Annotated in this window: 16 protein-coding genes; 12 read left to right on the top strand and 4 right to left on the bottom strand. The window is 36.9% G+C overall.

From position 1 onward, the window contains the following. Nucleotides 1-74 precede the first annotated feature (74 nt). The 4 genes from dacB (at nucleotide 75) to FS486_RS05140 (ending at nucleotide 6395) form a co-directional block, all read left to right on the top strand. Nucleotides 75-1559 carry a D-alanyl-D-alanine carboxypeptidase/D-alanyl-D-alanine endopeptidase gene (gene dacB, locus FS486_RS05155; protein ID WP_144510260.1) on the top strand — a complete coding sequence of 495 codons (1485 nt, stop codon included), beginning with the start codon at nucleotides 75-77 and terminating at the stop codon, nucleotides 1557-1559. A gap of 136 nt (nucleotides 1560-1695) precedes the next feature. Beyond that, complete coding sequence (locus FS486_RS05150; protein WP_144510259.1) at nucleotides 1696-2271, top strand: TetR/AcrR family transcriptional regulator; 576 nt, start codon at nucleotides 1696-1698, stop codon at nucleotides 2269-2271. 97 nt (nucleotides 2272-2368) lie between these two features. Beyond that, nucleotides 2369-4462: an MMPL family transporter gene (locus tag FS486_RS05145; RefSeq protein WP_144510258.1), complete on the top strand. Its 2094-nt coding sequence runs from the start codon at nucleotides 2369-2371 to the stop codon at nucleotides 4460-4462. 196 nt (nucleotides 4463-4658) lie between these two features. After that, nucleotides 4659-6395 carry a methyl-accepting chemotaxis protein gene (locus FS486_RS05140; protein ID WP_144510257.1) on the top strand — a complete coding sequence of 579 codons (1737 nt, stop codon included), beginning with the start codon at nucleotides 4659-4661 and terminating at the stop codon, nucleotides 6393-6395. Between the two features lie 171 nt (nucleotides 6396-6566). Here FS486_RS05140 and FS486_RS05135 read toward each other — a convergent pair whose 3' ends face one another. Then, nucleotides 6567-7295, bottom strand: a complete 729-nt coding sequence (locus FS486_RS05135; RefSeq protein WP_144510256.1) for a polysaccharide deacetylase family protein — start codon at nucleotides 7293-7295, stop codon at nucleotides 6567-6569. Nucleotides 7296-7546: 251 nt separating this feature from the next. Here FS486_RS05135 and FS486_RS05130 point away from each other — a divergent pair, with 251 nt between their 5' ends. Together FS486_RS05130 and FS486_RS05125 are read left to right on the top strand one after the other, a co-directional pair. Continuing rightward, nucleotides 7547-9109 (top strand): histidine kinase N-terminal 7TM domain-containing diguanylate cyclase, encoded by a 1563-nt coding sequence (locus FS486_RS05130; protein WP_260858045.1) that lies wholly within the window; start codon nucleotides 7547-7549, stop codon nucleotides 9107-9109. Nucleotides 9110-9432: 323 nt separating this feature from the next. Next, the gene (locus FS486_RS05125) at nucleotides 9433-9999 is read left to right on the top strand and encodes an NADPH-dependent FMN reductase (RefSeq protein WP_186321366.1); all 567 of its coding nucleotides are present in this window, start codon (nucleotides 9433-9435) and stop codon (nucleotides 9997-9999) included. Here FS486_RS05125 and FS486_RS05120 read toward each other — a convergent pair. Together FS486_RS05120 and FS486_RS05115 are read right to left on the bottom strand one after the other, a co-directional pair. Next, nucleotides 9989-10270 (bottom strand): hypothetical protein, encoded by a 282-nt coding sequence (locus tag FS486_RS05120; protein WP_144510255.1) that lies wholly within the window; start codon nucleotides 10268-10270, stop codon nucleotides 9989-9991. The genes FS486_RS05125 and FS486_RS05120 overlap by 11 nt on opposite strands. Next, on the bottom strand, nucleotides 10264-10497 hold the full coding sequence (locus FS486_RS05115) for a hypothetical protein (RefSeq protein WP_144510254.1): 234 nt from the start codon (nucleotides 10495-10497) through the stop codon (nucleotides 10264-10266). Before FS486_RS05115 ends, FS486_RS05120 begins: the two co-directional genes overlap by 7 nt. 364 nt (nucleotides 10498-10861) lie before the next feature. Here FS486_RS05115 and FS486_RS20410 point away from each other — a divergent pair, with 364 nt between their 5' ends. From FS486_RS20410 to FS486_RS05095, 5 genes are all read left to right on the top strand, one after another. Further along, nucleotides 10862-10990, top strand: coding sequence for a hypothetical protein (locus FS486_RS20410; protein ID WP_260858024.1), 129 nt, complete (start codon nucleotides 10862-10864; stop codon nucleotides 10988-10990). 26 nt (nucleotides 10991-11016) lie between these two features. Then, a complete protein-coding gene (locus FS486_RS05110; RefSeq protein WP_144510253.1) occupies nucleotides 11017-11787 on the top strand; it encodes a 3-hydroxyacyl-CoA dehydrogenase in 771 nt (256 codons plus the stop codon). A gap of 62 nt (nucleotides 11788-11849) precedes the next feature. Further along, complete coding sequence (locus tag FS486_RS05105) at nucleotides 11850-13364, top strand: class I adenylate-forming enzyme family protein (protein WP_144510252.1); 1515 nt, start codon at nucleotides 11850-11852, stop codon at nucleotides 13362-13364. Between the two features lie 26 nt (nucleotides 13365-13390). Beyond that, on the top strand, nucleotides 13391-14542 hold the full coding sequence (locus FS486_RS05100; RefSeq protein WP_144510251.1) for a thiolase family protein: 1152 nt from the start codon (nucleotides 13391-13393) through the stop codon (nucleotides 14540-14542). Between the two features lie 14 nt (nucleotides 14543-14556). Beyond that, a complete protein-coding gene (locus FS486_RS05095) occupies nucleotides 14557-15705 on the top strand; it encodes an acyl-CoA dehydrogenase family protein (protein WP_144510250.1) in 1149 nt (382 codons plus the stop codon). 133 nt (nucleotides 15706-15838) lie between these two features. Here FS486_RS05095 and FS486_RS05090 read toward each other — a convergent pair whose 3' ends face one another. Beyond that, nucleotides 15839-16141, bottom strand: coding sequence for a hypothetical protein (locus FS486_RS05090; RefSeq protein WP_144510249.1), 303 nt, complete (start codon nucleotides 16139-16141; stop codon nucleotides 15839-15841). A gap of 173 nt (nucleotides 16142-16314) precedes the next feature. On the opposite strand from FS486_RS05090, the gene FS486_RS05085 reads away from it, so the two are divergent. Next, nucleotides 16315-17391: a hypothetical protein gene (locus FS486_RS05085; protein ID WP_144510248.1), complete on the top strand. Its 1077-nt coding sequence runs from the start codon at nucleotides 16315-16317 to the stop codon at nucleotides 17389-17391. Nucleotides 17392-17412: the final 21 nt, after the last annotated feature.

Below are 17412 nucleotides of genomic sequence, written 5' to 3'. Positions count from 1 at the left end.
ATAAATCGACTTATTTTCTGATAATTACGTGTTAAACTACAAGTAACTACATAATTCAAGCGTGGAGGTACATAGTGAATATTTGGAGAAAAATTTTAGGTAGTTTAGTTGTTCTTTTGATGATCAGCAGTTCTATATTTATTCCTCTAACAGAAGATTCTAGGGTAGAGGCTGCTACTTCTTATGCAAGCTTACAAAACAAGATAAATAATATTTTGTCTGATAGTAGGATGAAAAAAGCCTCTACGAGCATTACGATTAGAAAAGCTTCAACCGGAGAAGTGGTATATCAGCATTATGCGGATAAAGGCATTACACCCGCATCGTCATTAAAACTTTTAACGGGTGCTGCTGCACTGGAGACTCTTGGAGAAAATTATCGTTTTGCCACTACTGTTTTGACAGACGGAAAAGTGAAAAATGGAACGATAAATGGTAATTTGTACTTAAAAGGGCAGGGAGATCCCACTTTATTGAAAGGTCATTTTGACAATTTTGCGGATGGTTTAGTAAAGCAAGGGGTGAAAAAGGTTTCTGGAAACTTAGTCGGGGATGATACTTGGTATGACAATATACGATTATCAGCTGGTATTTTAGCAGAAGATGAACCTTATTATTATGCTGCCCCAATCTCAGCTTTAACGCTTTCGCCGAATGGGGACTTTGACGCGGGGTCCGTTATGGTAGAGGCCAAACCAGGGACGAATGGAAAAGCAACTAAAGTCACTCTTACTCCTGTTACAAGTGTTTTAAAAGTGGTAAATAACTCCAAAACAGTTCCAAAAGGAAGCAAAAACACATTAAAAATTACTCGCCAAGTTGGGACCAACAAAGTTATTATTTCTGGAAACTCTCCGATCGGTAATAATGGGGTAAAAGAATGGATATCTGTAACGAATCCAACTATTTATGCATTGGACGTTTTCAAGAAATCATTAGCGGAAAAGGGTATAACATTTGGGCCTTCTTCTAAAATCGTTCAAGGAAAAGCACCTAAAAATGCAAAAGCATTAGTCTCACGCAAATCTATGCCATTAAAAGAATTGATTGTTCCTTTTATGAAGCTTAGTAATAATACGCATGCAGAAATGTTAGCGAAAGAGATGGGAAAAGTTAAGTATGATGAAGGTAGCTGGAATGCAGGCTTACTAGTGATGAATGAATACGCAATATCAGTTGGGTTAGACGTATCCCAATGGAAGTTTGAGGATGCATCTGGAATGTCTTACTCCAACAAAGTAACATCGAGTCAGTTATCGCGCCTACTTTTCGTAGTGCGTTCAGAGCCATGGTACAACACCTATAAAAACAGCCTCCCGGTAGCAGGACTTTCTGATCGATTTATTGGTGGTACACTTCGGAATCGATTGAAAATAGCGCCGGCAAAAGGAAATATTTTGGCCAAGACGGGTAGCTTAGAAAATATAAAATCACTTGCCGGCTATGCAAATACTAAAAGCGGTGAGACACTTATATTTACAATTCTAACGGAAGACGCTAAAGCCAGCACCATACCAGTTATAGATCAAATTGCCACTGCAATCACAAACTATAGATAATGGGATTTTTATTGCAAGAGTGTTACAGGTGCCTGGTACCAGTAGCGCTCTTGTAACATTTCTAGTCTTTTGATAAAGAAGGGTTCATGATTTAGTTAAGATATATTATACTTGGCAGTAGAGTGGGGTGAAGAAAGTGGCGAGAGAGCGAAAGTTTACTGATGAGCATCTGTTTCAGGCAACGAAACAAATGATTATTGAGGATGGCTATGAAGCATTTACCTTTAGTAAATTAGCTGCTATCTTACATGTTTCCAGGGGAAGTATTTATAAATACTATGAAAATAAAGATGAGTTAATTTCGGAATTTCTTATATATGAGATGAATCGTTTTCTAAATGATTTTAAGAGACTTGATAAATCTGGGAATTTTCAAACCCAGTTTAATTTATTGATTGATTTCATTTTTGAGCAGAGTAGTATGAATCAAGTCATTGAGGTTATTCAACAAATCCCTTCTAATACTACAAAAAGGGTAGAGGATAACAAATCCCGATTGGATGAATATCATATTGATATGTATAGACAATTTCAAGGGTTGATCGATTTAGGTAAAGAGGAACAAGTCATTAAAAATCATTTGTCTTCTGCTGTTTTATTAGGAATGATATTCCAGACTATTGCTATTCCAAACCATTTTAATATACCTCAAGAAGAGTGGATTGCTTCTATAAAAGAAATACTATGCTATGGAATGTTTAAGAAAGATTAATTGACATAACTGTCACCTTTACACATAATGGTAAAGATAGTTATGTTTTTTTTATTCAAAGTGACACTGGTGTCAATATAAAAAGGAGAGTGAAAAAATGAAGAAAGTTTTACGTCATGTTACAGACTTTGTTGCTACGAAAAAGGGAATGTGGATTACACTTGGAGTTTGGTTAGTGATAACCTTAATATTAGCCATCTTGGCACCAAGCGCAAAAGAATATAAAGTGTCAGGTGTAGCATCCTTGCCTGAAGAAGCAAAGTCTGTCATTGCACAAAAAAATATCGATGAACATTTTAAAGACGCGGAAAGCTTACCAGGAATTCTTGTACTTCAATCGAAAAATGGAGAAGTGGATACCGATATTCTTAATAAGGCATTGGATGAAGTCGGTGAGTCTAATATCAATGGACTAAAAGAGATGATTCCGTTTAGTAGCCTACCACCTCAGGCACTTGCTGGTTTTTTCTCAGAGGATAAGAAGACAGTAGTCATACCACTATCATTTAATCCTTCCTTGGATACAAAAGATTTGGAAGTAAGTTTAGAAAAAATAAAAACAATTATTGCTGACCGCACGGATATGACGATTTATATAACTGGTCCGGCTGGAATAGCAGTCGATACGATAAATCTTTTCTCGAGAGCTGACATTGTTTTATTACTCTCAACGGTAGGACTTATCTTAGTATTGCTCATTGTTATCTATCGCTCTCCGTTACTCGCATTAATCCCGCTTGTAGCCGCGGCATTCGTTTATGAAGTGGTCAACCAATTATTAGGACTATTAGGAAAGAGTGGTTTAGAGCTAGCGACCCAGTCTACGTCTATTATGTCCATTTTGCTATTTGCAGCAACGATTGATTATTCGTTGTTTGTTTTTTCTCGCTATCGTGAAGAATTGAAGAAACATGAAAGCAAAAATGATGCAATGAAGTGGGCAATGCGTGAAACAGGAATACCTGTATTTTTTGCGGGCGGTACAGTACTTGCAGCGATGTTGGTGTTATTTTTCGCAAACTTTGGGGATTACAGAAACTTTGCTCCAATATTCGGAACGACAATGTTTGTCATTATGTTCGCATCGGTTACGTTAGTTCCTGCTTTATTTACCCTTTTCGGGAGAAAATCATTCTGGCCTAAAATTCCAAAGTTTGGGGATACTGAAGTTAGAAAAAATGCCCTATGGAATAAAATAGGTTCTTTTATAGTGAAGAAACCAATTGTTTCGGCATTATCGATTTTAGTCATTTTAATTGTATCTGCATTAAATATGTTCAACTTACATTACGAGTTTGATACGATCAAATCCTTCCCAAGTGATATGCCATCTCGCGTGGGATATGAAATAATGGAAAAAAGTTTTGAAAAGGGAGACCTTGCACCAACGACCGTTCTGTTTGAGTCCAAAACCAAGATAACCCCTGAAGTACAGGAAAGCCTAATAGAGCAGCTTTCCAAGGGAAAATTAGTGAGCAGTGTTCGTCCAACAGGAATCTCTGAGGATGGATTAGCCATTCAGTTCCAATTAACTTTTGAAGAAAATCCTTATTCTATCGAATCTATGGATGCATTAGAAGAAATGACGGAGAACTCAGGCAGCATTGTAAAAGCAAGTAATAATGAAGGAGATCTTTACTTTGCGGGCGAAACAGCAAATAAAGTAGATGACCGCACTATTAATAATCGGGATTTACTCATCATTGTTTTACTTGAAACTATACTAATCTTTGGAATGTTAATATTCTTGACTAAATCCATCAAAATGCCAATTTATATGATGGGTACTATATTATTATCCTTCTTGGCGGCAGTTGGTTTAGGAATGTTCCTATGTAACTTGTTTTTTGATATAGATACGATTAGTAACCGAGTTCCACTTTACTCATTTGTTTTTTTAGTGGCGCTAGGAATCGATTATAATATAATTTTAATCTCAAGATTTTTAGAAGAACGTAAAAATCACCATGTAAAAGAAGCTGTTCAAATTGCTGTGGCTAATACAGGAGGAGTTATTTCTTCAGCAGGTATCCTATTAGCAGCAACCTTTGCTGTACTCATGACGCAACCGATTCAAATTCTTTTTGTATTTGGTTTCATCGTGGCTGTTGGAATAATTTTAGATACCTTTCTCATCAGAGGTATTTTACTCCCATCTTTAATCGTTCTATTTGAAAAGGATAACAAATAAAAAAAATGCTTGGTAACAGGTTTCCTGTACCAAGCATTTTTTATTGCAGATCTATTACAAGAATGTTCCTCTTGCCAGGCACTTGTAACAACGACACGTTTCAACCCACGGCATATATTTTTAGATGGATATCTCAAACAATATGCCGTTTATACCGATAGTAAACTATATGGACATTTAGGAAGAGGGTTGTCAAATGAAACGCAAATCATTAAGTACTAAAATGGCTTTAATTCTTATTACGGTTATGTTGTTTTTGTTTTTGGCAGTGTCTGCTTTATTTACTATGAGTACGCTTCGAACTGTGGAGGATTCAATTAGGAGTCAAGCGGTATCAACGTCGAATTACTTGGCTAGTAAAATAGATGGGGATAAATATAAAAAGTTTACGGAAAACCCTGTAGAAAACGATGATTATTGGGATATTCGCAATCAGCTTATTAATGTATTGGATAGTACAGGTGTTTTATATGTTTACACATTGAAAGCTGATCCAAGTGCAGTAGAAATAATGATAGATGGGTATGCAAAGGGAGTTGAAGGTGCAGCAACAATCGGGCAGTCAACAACCGGTACGACGTATGAAGATGTGAAAGCAGTATTTAAAGGAGATTCTGTTAGTACTCAAGTTATTAATGATCCAGAGTTTGGAAGATATTTATCTGCTTTTTCTCCTATTAAAAATAGTAAAGGTGAAATAGTGGGGATTTTAGCGGTAGATATTGCTGCAGAGAATGTCGTGGCAATCCAAAATAATCTTCTTAAAACAACTATTCCAATCGTAGCAGTATTGTTTTTTGTTATTATTCTTATTCTTTCCACTATATTTTATCTATATACAAAAAGAACATTTGCTCCTCTCGGAATTGTAAGCGAAGCGTTGGGAGATTTCGCTGAAGGAAAGTGGACGGCTGCATCCAAAAAGGTAGAGGCTATCAAATTCAAATCGGAAAATGAAATTTCTGCATTAGCACAAGCATTTACAGTTTCACATAAACAACTTAGTACAATAATGAATGAGATAACAAACCAGTCTCATCGCCTTTCTCAGTCATCTACTCAGCTGTTCGGAACGATTGAGGATACAATGGAAACAAATCGTGTGATTAATGCTCATATGGTGGAATTAGCAGAAGGTAGTGCAAAATCATTACAAAATAGTGAAGAGTCTGTTACTGCTCTCGAAGAAATGTCTATTGGCATTCATAAAATTGCAGATTCAGGAAATGATATGACGGATACTTCCAATGATGTAGCTGAATTTATTAGTAAAGGGCATGAAGAGTCCCAACAAGTTGTTGTACAAATAAAAGAAGTACAGGAGATGTTTCTCCAAACAGGCTCAAAAGTGACTGAACTTAGTAGTCAATCAAAACAAATTCAAGAAATAACCGTAGTAATGACAGGTATTGCAGAGCAAACTAATCTTCTTGCATTAAATGCAGCGATTGAAGCAGCAAGAGCTGGAGAGGCAGGAAAAGGTTTTGCGGTGGTTGCAGATGAAGTAAGAAAATTGGCAGAGCAATCCAAGCAGTCAGCAGAAGAAATAAGAACACTTATCGATAACTTTGAACTTGTCACTAATGAAGTTAGGGATGTGATGGAGGTAACGTCTGCCAAAGTTATAGCAGGAACAGAATCCGTCCAAGAAATTGGAAATATGCTAGAGCGAATAGTATCTATGATTAATCAAATAAATCTAGAAATTCAAGAAAACTCTGCTGTTACAGAGGAAATGTCGGCAGGATCCGAGGAAATTCTAGCGGCATTTGAAGACATTAAAGGATTTGCACGAAATACAGCTTCCCAGACGATTGAAGTTGCAAGTTCTACCGAAGAACAAACAAAAGCAATGGGAACATTGGAAACAATGAGCGGAGATCTTCAGAAGGTCGCTCAATCCTTAAGCGAGCTAATAGAGAAATTCGAGTAGCATTTTAAACACATCATGAATAACAAACTAAAGGAAAGAGCGAACCACTTGTATGTGGTTTGCTCTTTTAAAAAGGAAAGTACCAGGAACGTTGGGCTGGTTGTACTTTATGGAATGAATATATTAGGTGATTTCCGTTTCAAGAGAGAGCAAATAGTTAGTCGAGACTGTTTAATTTTTCAAACTCATACTCGTTATTTCGAGTAACTCTGATATAGTTACGAACTCATATCCTTGCTTTTGTAATTCGGGAAGAATTTCTTTTAGTGCAGTCACAGTTTGAGAACGATCTCCCCCTGCATCGTGGAACAAGACGATATTGCCCGGTTTAGCTCCCGATAACACAGTAGATACAATTTTATCTACTCCTGGAGACTTCCAATCTTCAGTATCCTGATGCCATGACCACATAACTACTCTGTATCCATTTTCCACAGCTGTATTAATGATGCCATCATCATAAGTTCCTCCTACAGGTCGATAAAATAACGGATAGGTTCCGGTTATATCATGAATTATTTCATTTGTCCTTTTTAGTTCGTCTTGCAGTTTCTCAGGAGTAATTTTATAGGGATGTGTGTACGTATGATTTGCTATTTCATGACCTTCTTGTCCAATTTTAAGAATAAGATCAGGTAGCTTTTCTGCACGTTCTCCGATAACAAAAAATGTAGCTTTTGCATCGTATTGTGCAAGTAAATCTAAAATCTGTGTTGTATACTTCGAATGAGGACCATCGTCAAATGTAAGTGCAATAACTTTTTCCTCGGTTTTAATATCCCATAGTACGTATCCTTTTTCCTCATAATATGGTCTTCCTTTATCCATCGCTGAAGAAGCGTAGGCGATACAAAAAATCACCATAATAAGTAGACCAATCTTCCATACCAAAGACTTCATCCATCATTCCTCCTAGCCTTGCTATAGTGGGGGAAGCTTCTTATCGTTGAAATTATTGTTTACTGTCACAAGTGAATTATACGAATTATTTTCATGCTAAGCGCTTTCTATTTCCTTAGCGATTTTGCTTATCGTCTTTATATCGATCGATAATTCCTAATATCCCAAAAATAATATATTAAAGGGATAATAAATTGTTATATAATACATATAACTATATGAAGTTATTGGAAATGGGGCAATAATTCTTGATGTATTTACTAATGGTTATAATAGCCGGAGGAATAAGCCTTTTTTTATGCCTGTATGCCCAATTCAAATTGAAAGAAGCACCTGGTGCAAGATTCTATATTTTAGTTACTCTGTTGTCAGCTATCTTTACATTTTCTTACGCCCTTGAATTAGCAAGTACATCTTTAGAGCAGATGAAATTCTGGTTAAGAATAGAGTATTTGGCCTTGCCTTTTATACCGGTATTCGTGTTGTTAATGAGTTTCGAATATGTTGGACAGAAGTTGAAACAATGGATACAATATGTCCTTTTTATGATCCCAATTACTACTATATTTATGCAAAACACAAATAGCCTTCATCATTTATATTATTCCTCCATAAAGGTAGGAAGCGATGGGCCATTTCCTATTTTGGAACTAGAATGGGGCCCGTGGTTTTATGTTCATTCTATCTTTCTATTTTTATGTATGATAATGGCAATTATTGTTTTATTAATGCATTTCAAAAAGCCTTCATTTAGATTTCGAATGCAAATCTTATTAATGGTGGCAGGGCTTATTATTCCTATTTTAGCTAGCTATTTATATTTGAATGGTTTAAGCCCATATGGAATCGATATGGGTCCTGTTTCAATGAGTATTACGTTTATTTTTCACGGTGTGGCACTTGTATCTTTTCAAATGTTCAATGTAGCGCCAATTGCGAGGGATAAAGTATTTGAAAGTATGAAAGAGGGAGTAATTGTCTTAAATCAAAACGAGGTAATTGTTGATTATAATAAAGCGATCTCCCATGTGTTGCCCAAGTTGAATCCTCGGGATATCGGGAGGTCGATAGCTGACGTGCTTCAAATGGAGCCACAACTTGCAGAAATCATTTGTGATGCACAGGAATGTGATTACAAGATATGTATTGAGGGGAAACTTGCATACTTTCATATAAGCTTTTCGCCAGTTCAAAATAAAAAAAACTTGTATATCGGAAAAATAATAACCTTTGTGAATGTAACAGAAAGAGTAGAAATGCAGGAAAAGCTTAAGCAATTAGCTAGTATGGACGGCTTAACCCAAGTCCTTAACAGAACGTTTTTTATGAAGAAAGCAGAAGTTATTATTAATACCCCTGCTATAACGAGAGGGAGTATCTCTATCATTATGTTTGATATTGATCATTTTAAAAAAGTAAATGATACATTTGGACACGAGGCTGGAGATAGAGTGTTAGGCCATATTACGAATATAACAAAAGGAATCATACGGGTAACAGATGTAATGGGACGATACGGTGGTGAGGAGTTTATACTGTGTTTGCCCAATACTACTTCACCTAAGGCATTTGAAATAGCTAACCTTATACGGCAAAAGATATCAGAGCAACATATGTCTATTAATGGGAAGGAAGTCCAGATAACCTCTAGCTTCGGTGTTTCCAATACACGTCTCCAAGCTGAAGATAATGATTCTTTATTGCTAGCACTTATAAGACAGGCAGATCAAGCCTTGTATGGAGCAAAAAAGAGTGGCAGAAACTGTGTTCAAATTTATAGCCAAGAGGAATCCCGTTTGTTAATCAGACAATAAATAAAAAGAAACTGTGTAGATGGGGAGGTAAAAGGGAGGAAAATCACTATTATCTCCTATTTCTTCTTGAGCAATACATTCGGAATTTTAAATGCTTACATAACTTTGAGATTTTTTGACCTGTACACTTATCTTCGTTTAAGAAAAGGACTTAACGGAGATAATGGAAAAAGAACTATATGAGCCAATAGATTGACGCAAACCTCTGCCAATAACTCGTATTTATCTTGTGAGGCACTTCAATTTAGTAGAAGAGGGTTGTGGATTGGATTATAGGGTTGTTAGACAAACTATTTGGTAAAACTACTCAGGAGGTATTAGAAATGACAGTAGAAAAACTAAAAATCGGTATTGTAATAGGAAGTGTTCGTCAAGGGCGTAATGCAGAAGCTGTAGCTAACTGGATGTATGACTTTGCAGCTAAACGCAATGATGCTGAATATGAATTAGTAGATCTAGCAAACTATAAATTACCTTTCCTAGGGGAAGAGCTTGCTGTAGAAAGACAAGAAGAAGCAAATAGGGCAATTAAGGCATGGTCGGACAAAATGGCAGCATTTGATGGGTATATTTTTGTAACTCCAGAATATAATCATGCTATTGGTGGCGCGCTTAAGAACGCTTTGGATTACTTAAACCCGGAATTGAATAACAAAGCGGCTGGATTTGTAGGATATGGCAGTTTAGGTGGTGCCCGTGCGCATGAAAATATGCGTTTGATTTTAGGGGAACTTCAAGTGGCCGATGTTCGTACTGCTGTCACCTTTTCTTTAATGTCTGATTTTGAAAACATGAGTGTCTTCAAACCAGCGGATTACCATGAATCTAACGCTAACACAATGCTCGACCAAGTTCTTGCATGGAGTAGTGCATTAAAAACTATTCGTTAATAAAATCTAAAGCCATACTAATAAAATAAGGAGGTTGTCTCTTAAGTAGTTTTTTGCTTATGAGACAACCTTCTATAATGTTCATCATATTTATGGACAGTATAGTCAAAAGACATTGCGTATCGCCAATCAATTTCGTTGAATTGGTCAGCTTAACGCCTGTGAATAATACCTCTTTTAAGCCTAATTCAGGATGAGTATGTAAAATGGATTTTCCTAAAAGTTCATTTTCTTGCATCTTAAATAAGTGGCAAAAACCACTATTCACCATTGTAATTTCCTCTTTTTGAATGACAAGTATGAATCCATCACAGACAGTTCAATAACAGATATTAACTTTTCCTCCCATTCTTTTGAAAAGCGTAGCTCACTTGCAATCCTTTCCAAGTTCGTCCAGCCACCCATAATTACCACGCAACTGACTAATTCATTTTTTTTCACAAGCGGATAGCTTTGAACAAATAAGCTATAACCATTCAATTCTATCTTTTCTTTCATTATTTTTTCTCTGTTTTAACGCCATAAATCCTGTTGCCGAAATGTCCTAACAAAATGTTTTCAATGATTCAACTGCATATGAAAAAATCAATGATCTCCTAAAAGGCTCTTGGAAAGTCTTTCATAGAATCTTGAACCTTCATTACAAAATATCTATTTGATGAAATTTTTAGAATAGTCTAAAATAATTATAACAAATATATATCCTTACTAAACATTTTATACAGCACATATATTAACAAAAGATAAAGTGGCATGATTCTTTCTCTTAAATATAGTGTCCCTTAAATCTGTGGGAGATAGAGTTCTAATTGAACTATAGTAAGTCTACATTTGATCAAAAGTTAACATAGAGTCAATGTTTATGAAACGAAAGATGGTCGTTATTTTTCATTTGGAATTATTGAAATCCCTTTTAGAAAATTACTCTGTAAAGCATGAAGGACTATCTGCTTTTACGGAAAAACGTAAACCAGTTTTCAAGGGGTATTAAAAAACTATATATAGGAGTGAATAAATTTGGATATAAAAGGTAAAGTAGCGATCGTTACAGGAGGAGCTTCGGGGTTAGGGCTTGGCACAGTGGTAAGTTTAGTTGAAAAAGGAGCAAAGGTAGTTATTTATGATCTCAATGAAGCTATTGCAAAAAAAGTTTGTGAGGAGCTTGGTGAAAATGTAGCCTACACCATTGTCGATGTGTCTGATGAAGCATCTGTTCAGTCCGCAATTGAAAACACGATGGAGAAATTCGGTGCTATTCACATTTGCATTAATTGTGCAGGTGTAAGCACACCACAAAAGACAATTGGTCGGGGCGGAGCGATGCCGTTAGAAAATTTTAAGAAAGTAATTGATATTAATTTGATTGGTACATTTAATGTACTACGATTAGCTGCCCATGAAATGGAAAAAAATGAGCCTTTAACTAATTCCGGAGAAAGAGGAATTATCATTAATACAGCATCAGTCGCTGCTTTCGATGGTCAAATGGGGCAAGCCGCTTATGGAGCAAGTAAAGCGGGGGTAGCAGGAATGACATTACCGATAGCGCGTGATTTATCCTCTTTTGGAATTCGAATTAATACAATAGCCCCAGGTCTATTCCGTACACCGATGGCAGCATCTCTTTCTGAGAAACTAATAGAAAAATTAGAGACAATGGTCGAGTTTCCTAAACGTTTAGGACTGCCTTCCGAATATGCATCACTCGTAACATTTATGATAGAAAATGAGTATATGAACGGAGAAGTTATCCGATTAGATGGTGGTATTAGAATGGCTCCGAGATAAGTGGAGAAGTGGATGTTATGGCACCTTTTCAAATTATATTTATAAACTGGAGGAGATAAAAGATGAACATAAGCACATCACTCACTATGAATGCAAATCGTCATCCGGAAAAAATGGCTATATCTTGCGAAGGAAGAGTTTACTCATATAAAGATTTAAATAAAGAGGTTAATAGAATTGCACATGGATTACTTGGACTCGGTCACAAAAAAGGAGATAAAATTGCTATTTTTATGAAAAACTCAGATCACTTTGTTATTGCATTCTATGCTTTGATGAAATCGGGTTTTGTGGCAGTCCCAATTAACTTTAGATTGACTGCTGTTGAAACTGCATACATTTTAGAACAATCCGAAAGTGTAGCAATTATTTGTGATGCAGAATTTGAGAAAGTAGTATCGGAGGCAAAAACAAGTGGTAGCAATGTACAGCAAGTAATCGTTCATCCAACTCAAACTATTGATGGAAATCTATCGTGGGAAAATATAAAAAGTGAAAATGGTTCAGAGCCACGGGTACTAGTTATGAATACGGATGATGCCGAGATTTTATATACGTCTGGAACGACTGGAAAACCAAAAGGAGCATTATTTGATCATCAACGAATTATCAATGTGAATACGTCATTTATTATGGGGGTGGAATTGACGAAAAATGACCGTATGCTTCATCTTGCTCCACTTTTCCATTCAGCACAGTTGAACTTATTTTGTTTAACTACAATAATGCTAGGGGCATCTAGTGTTATCCACCGAGATTTTCATCCAGTGAGGGTGCTTGAAGATATTGAATCCTTTAAGCCTACTTTCTTCTTTGGAGTACCTGCTATGTATAACGCGCTACTCCAAGTACCGAAAGCACAAGACTATGATTTGTCTTCTATAAAAACATGTATGTACGGAGCTGCCCCAATGGCACCAGCACTTGTTGAAAAATCGATGGAGTTGTTTGGTACAGACCAGTTTTACAACTTATGTGGTTTAACAGAGGCAGGTCCAGGTGGTACTTATTTAGAACCGAGGTTTCATAAGGAAAAGCTAGGTGCAGGTGGAAAAGCAATGTTTTTAACGAATGTACGTGTTGTAAATGAATATATGGAAGATATTAAACCTGGAGAGACAGGAGAATTTATCATTAAAGGCGAAACCATTATGAAAGAGTATTATCGTAAACCTGAGGAGACTCAAAAGACTTTTTCAGATGGTTGGCTATTAACTGGAGATCTTGCAACGATAGATGAAGAAGGATTTATAACAATTGTTGATCGCAAAAAAGATATGATTATCTCGGGTGGGGAAAATGTCTATTCTGTGGAAGTGGAGCAAGTATTGAATAGTCACCCTCAAATACTTGAAGCGGCAACTATTGGGCTTCCAGATGAAAAGTGGGGAGAAGTTGTTGGAGCAATTCTTGTTTCTAAAGAAGGAGAAACGATTGATGAGGATGAATTGCAACATTTTTGCCGTACAAAGCTAGCTGGCTATAAAATACCAAGAAAATTTTTATACACAGACATACTACCTCGTAATGCATCTGGAAAAATACTGAAGTACCAATTGCGAGAGTTGTACAAATAGAAATAGTTACGAAGGGTGGACATAAAATGACAGAGGTAGTAATTGTAGAAGGAGTAAGAACTGCGGTTGGTCGCAGGAAAGGATTATTATCTAATTATAGACCCGATGATTTGGCCGCACTTGTGCTCAATGAACTCGTGAAACGTGCAGGAGTAGATAAAGCAGCTATTGAGGACGTTATTTTGGGCTGCGTGACCCAATCAGGTGAACAGGCTAGTAATATCGCCAGAACGGCAGCATTGATTGCCGGGTTTCCTATTCATGTTCCCGGGGTGACGATTGATCGTCAATGTGGGTCGAGCCAACAAGCAGTCCACTTTGCTTCTCAAGCAATTGCTTCTGGTGACATGGATATTGTTATCGCTGGTGGTGTAGAAAGTATGACTCGAGAGCCAATGTTTTCGAATATACGAGAGGCTCAACCGAGTGCGAAGCTGACAGAAAAATACGAGATTATCAATCAAGGATTATCTTCGGAACGTATGGTACAAAAGTGGAATTTGACACGGGAAGAGCTTGATCAATACTCTGCTGAAAGTCATAGAAAAGCATTTGAGGCAATTGAAAAAGGACATTATATAAATGAAATCGTACCAGTAGATGTGCAACTTGACGATGGCACAATAAGTAGCTTTAAAACAGATGAGGGGCCTCGTGCAGGTTCTACAATGGAAGTGTTAGGTGGATTGAAGACTGTTTTTGATGAAAATGGAACGATTACAGCAGGTAATGCAAGCCAGATGAGTGATGGTGCTTCTGCTGTTCTACTAATGTCTAGTGAAAGAGCAAAGGAACTAGGGTTGAAGCCGAAAGCGCGGATTGTTGCGAGAAGTGTGACGGGATCAGATCCGACACTTATGTTAACAGGACCAATTGAAGCGACAAAAAAGGTACTTTATAAAGCAGGCTTAACTATAAATGATATGGATACGTATGAAGTGAATGAAGCATTTGCACAAGTTCCATTAGCTTGGTTGAAAGAAACAGGAGCGGATCCTGAAAAGCTTAATCCAGATGGAGGGGCGATTGCACTGGGTCATCCACTAGGAGCAACTGGGACGAAGCTATTAGTAAGTATGATGAATAGATTAGAACGTACAGGAGGTCGTTATGGGTTGCTTGCTATTTGCGAAGGAATGGGAATGGCAAACGCTACTATTATTGAGCGAATAGAATAAGGGGAGGGGAGAAAATGGCGAGATATAAATTCGAAACAAAAGAGCATGAGATATTTAGAGAATCGCTTCGAAAATTTCTTCAAAAAGAAGCCGAGCCATACTATGAAACTTGGGAAAAAGACCGGTTAATACCGATTGAGTTTTGGAAAAAACTTGGCGGAATGGGCTATCTATGTCCGCAAGTAGATGAGGCATACGGCGGTCTTAATCTAGACTTTAGTTTTAACGTAATAATTTCAGAAGAACTGGAAAGAGTGGGCACTAGTTTAGTGGGTGTTGGATTGCATAACGATATTGTAGTACCGTATATTGAATCTTTTGGTACGAGAGAACAAAAGGAGCGCTGGTTACCGAATTGTGTAACGGGTGATACGATAACGGCTATTGCAATGACCGAGCCCGGTACAGGATCTGATTTAGCAAATGTTCAAACGACCGCTATTCGTGATGGAGATCATTTTGTGTTAAATGGTCAAAAGACATTCATTACGAATGGTATTAATGGAAACTTATTTCTAGTTGTTGTAAAAACAAATCCTCAAAGTGAACCAAAGTATAAAGGGATTAGTTTGATTGTAGTCGAGGAAGGCACCTCTGGTTTTACAAAAGGTCGGAAACTAGATAAAGTCGGACTTCATGCACAAGATACAGCTGAATTGTACTTTGAGGATTGTCGAGTACCAGCTGGCAATCTTCTTGGCGAAGAAGGGCAAGGTTTCCGTTATTTAATGGAGAAGTTACAGCAGGAAAGACTAGTCGTGGCAATTTCAGCACAAATTGCATCAGAGGATATGCTAGAAATGACAATGAATTATGTAAAGTCACGTAAAACATTTGGAAAGCCCGTATCATCTTTCCAAAATACACAATTTAAAATTGCTGAAATGGCTACAAAGGTGGAGTTAGGAAAGTCGTTTCTTGAATCACTTATCGAGGACCATCTTGCAGGGAAAGACGTGGTGACGAAAGTTTCTATGGCGAAGTATTGGTTGACGGAAACTGCCCGGGAAATTTCTAACGAATGTATGCAATTGCACGGTGGCTATGGATATATGGAAGAATATAAAATTGCTAGAAGATATCGAGATATCCCAGTCGCTTCGATTTATGCAGGAACAAATGAAATTATGAAAGTAATTATTTCTAAAAACTTAGGATTATAATATAAAAGAAAAGTGCGTCGCGTGACCCCATGAGCCCAAGCCATGAGACCTACTTGGGAAATTACTACAAAATAAAAAACCTTAGAAAAGTGAATAGGATTGTACTCACTTTTCTGAGGTTTTATGATTCACATTATTTCCCGCCATGTCGCCATTCTATTTCCTCTCCTGTTTTTGGAGAAGTTAGAAAAACATCCCCTTTTACATAAGGCATTTCATGTCCGTTAGTATCTACATAAGTTCCGGCTTCAGGTACAGTTTCGCCAGTTTTATGTTTATGCCCCTCAGCGTGTTTCCAATTAGTGGCCACTTCTGTTTGTGGGCAGGATGGAAATTTATCGCCTTTATATAATGTTTTAGTGATGCCTTCCTCGCATGTATAATCTCCAGTCTCTTGTACAACGTCATCTGTTTGGTGTTCATACATATTTTCCATTTCGTAGTCCTCCTTCACATATTAACGTACAGTATTTGTTTACCCGCCTATTAATCTTACAAACATCCCATGAATTTGAGTTCCTTCTTAATGATTTAAAATTCTAAAAATAGGGTAGTAGAGTAATGAAACAGAATTATCAGTAAATATATGCGCTGGTAGGAGGTGAGAAGATGAGTAAAGGATGGTTAGTCCTTTTAATAGGTGTAAGTGCATTGTTTATGTTACCTTATCAAGCTCAAGGAGAAGAATTGAATAATGAAAAAAGAGGCTATCTAAGTGATTCGATTACCCGTCTAATGGAAAACACGGAAACCGTTACAGAAGGGGTACATTCTACATTAAATAATACAATTCCAGCTGAAGCATTAGGAGATGTATTCAACGTCGTTGAACCAGCTGTAGGAATAGTGATAGAAGTCGAAGAGCAGACAAATACAGTAGTTGAGAACGCAGTTAAAGAACTTCCTCCAACTACTGAATTTATTGTTTCGGAAGTAACGAGTATTTTAGAGGAAACAATTGAATCTGTTCCAGAAGTACCTATTGTTACCCCCGTTTTAACTGAAGTAAACAATAGTGTGAAAAAGGTTACAAATAAAGTACAAGAAACAGTCGAAGAAGGTACCGGTACCGTGTTAACTGTAATCGATCAAGAAGATGTACCTTTACCTCACCAAGAGCTTATCATTACAGGGTCGACAAAGAAATTGAAAGAACCAAGGAAAACTGATAAAACACCTCTTGTGGAAAAAAGTGAAGAAGTAGTACAAGAGGCAACTATCGAACCAGCTCTATCCGAAGAGATAGTAGAGGAAGAGATAGTAAAGGGGGTAAAAGAGTCTCCACAAATAAATCTGCTTAAAGTGGAAAAGGATTTAGCTAATACAGAACAAGAAGTAGTAAAGGTTTTACAAGTGAAACAGGAATATAAAGCAATAGAAAAAGCAAATAAAAAGGAAATAATAAAAACAACAAAAATCCCGACTATTTTACCTCCAATTCCTGAAAAACAAAAGAAAAATGTTATTGTGACACCGATTGTGACAACTTCCACTAGCTCTCCAAGTTCTTCATCGAGTTCAGTTATGGTGCAAAGTGGAGATAGTTTATTTGCTTTACTACCTTCGCAGGAGCCGATGAAGGAATTGATACGGAAAAAATGGTATCACAAGAACCATTATGCTATTATCCAGTGGATTCATACACCTTTGAGGAAGCCACCAGAAAATACTCCTTTTTATACTTGATGTAAATCAAAATAAAAAGGA

Origin of the sequence: Bacillus sp. FJAT-22090 (genome assembly GCF_007676755.1) — a bacterium.
In the GTDB taxonomy this organism is placed as follows: domain Bacteria; phylum Bacillota; class Bacilli; order Bacillales_A; family Planococcaceae; genus Psychrobacillus.
The sequence above is the reverse complement of the archived record's forward strand: the minus strand, read 5'-3'. Positions and strand labels throughout refer to the sequence as shown.

Bases quoted from the DNA above. Each gene is read 5' to 3' on its own strand.
- FS486_RS05140 (WP_144510257.1), top strand. From the start codon at position 4,659: ATGAAACGCAAATCATTAAGTACTAAAATGGCTTTAATTCTTATTACG.
- FS486_RS05135 (WP_144510256.1), bottom strand. From the start codon at position 7,295: ATGAAGTCTTTGGTATGGAAGATTGGTCTACTTATTATGGTGATTTTT.
- FS486_RS05120 (WP_144510255.1), bottom strand. From the start codon at position 10,270: ATGGTGAATAGTGGTTTTTGCCACTTATTTAAGATGCAAGAAAATGAA.
- FS486_RS05085 (WP_144510248.1), top strand. From the start codon at position 16,315: ATGAGTAAAGGATGGTTAGTCCTTTTAATAGGTGTAAGTGCATTGTTT.
- FS486_RS05125 (WP_186321366.1), top strand. From the start codon at position 9,433: ATGACAGTAGAAAAACTAAAAATCGGTATTGTAATAGGAAGTGTTCGT.
- FS486_RS05115 (WP_144510254.1), bottom strand. From the start codon at position 10,497: ATGAAAGAAAAGATAGAATTGAATGGTTATAGCTTATTTGTTCAAAGC.
- FS486_RS05095 (WP_144510250.1), top strand. From the start codon at position 14,557: ATGGCGAGATATAAATTCGAAACAAAAGAGCATGAGATATTTAGAGAA.
- FS486_RS20410 (WP_260858024.1), top strand. From the start codon at position 10,862: ATGAAACGAAAGATGGTCGTTATTTTTCATTTGGAATTATTGAAATCC.
- FS486_RS05130 (WP_260858045.1), top strand. From the start codon at position 7,547: ATGTATTTACTAATGGTTATAATAGCCGGAGGAATAAGCCTTTTTTTA.
- FS486_RS05145 (WP_144510258.1), top strand. From the start codon at position 2,369: ATGAAGAAAGTTTTACGTCATGTTACAGACTTTGTTGCTACGAAAAAG.
- FS486_RS05090 (WP_144510249.1), bottom strand. From the start codon at position 16,141: ATGGAAAATATGTATGAACACCAAACAGATGACGTTGTACAAGAGACT.
- FS486_RS05100 (WP_144510251.1), top strand. From the start codon at position 13,391: ATGACAGAGGTAGTAATTGTAGAAGGAGTAAGAACTGCGGTTGGTCGC.
- FS486_RS05105 (WP_144510252.1), top strand. From the start codon at position 11,850: ATGAACATAAGCACATCACTCACTATGAATGCAAATCGTCATCCGGAA.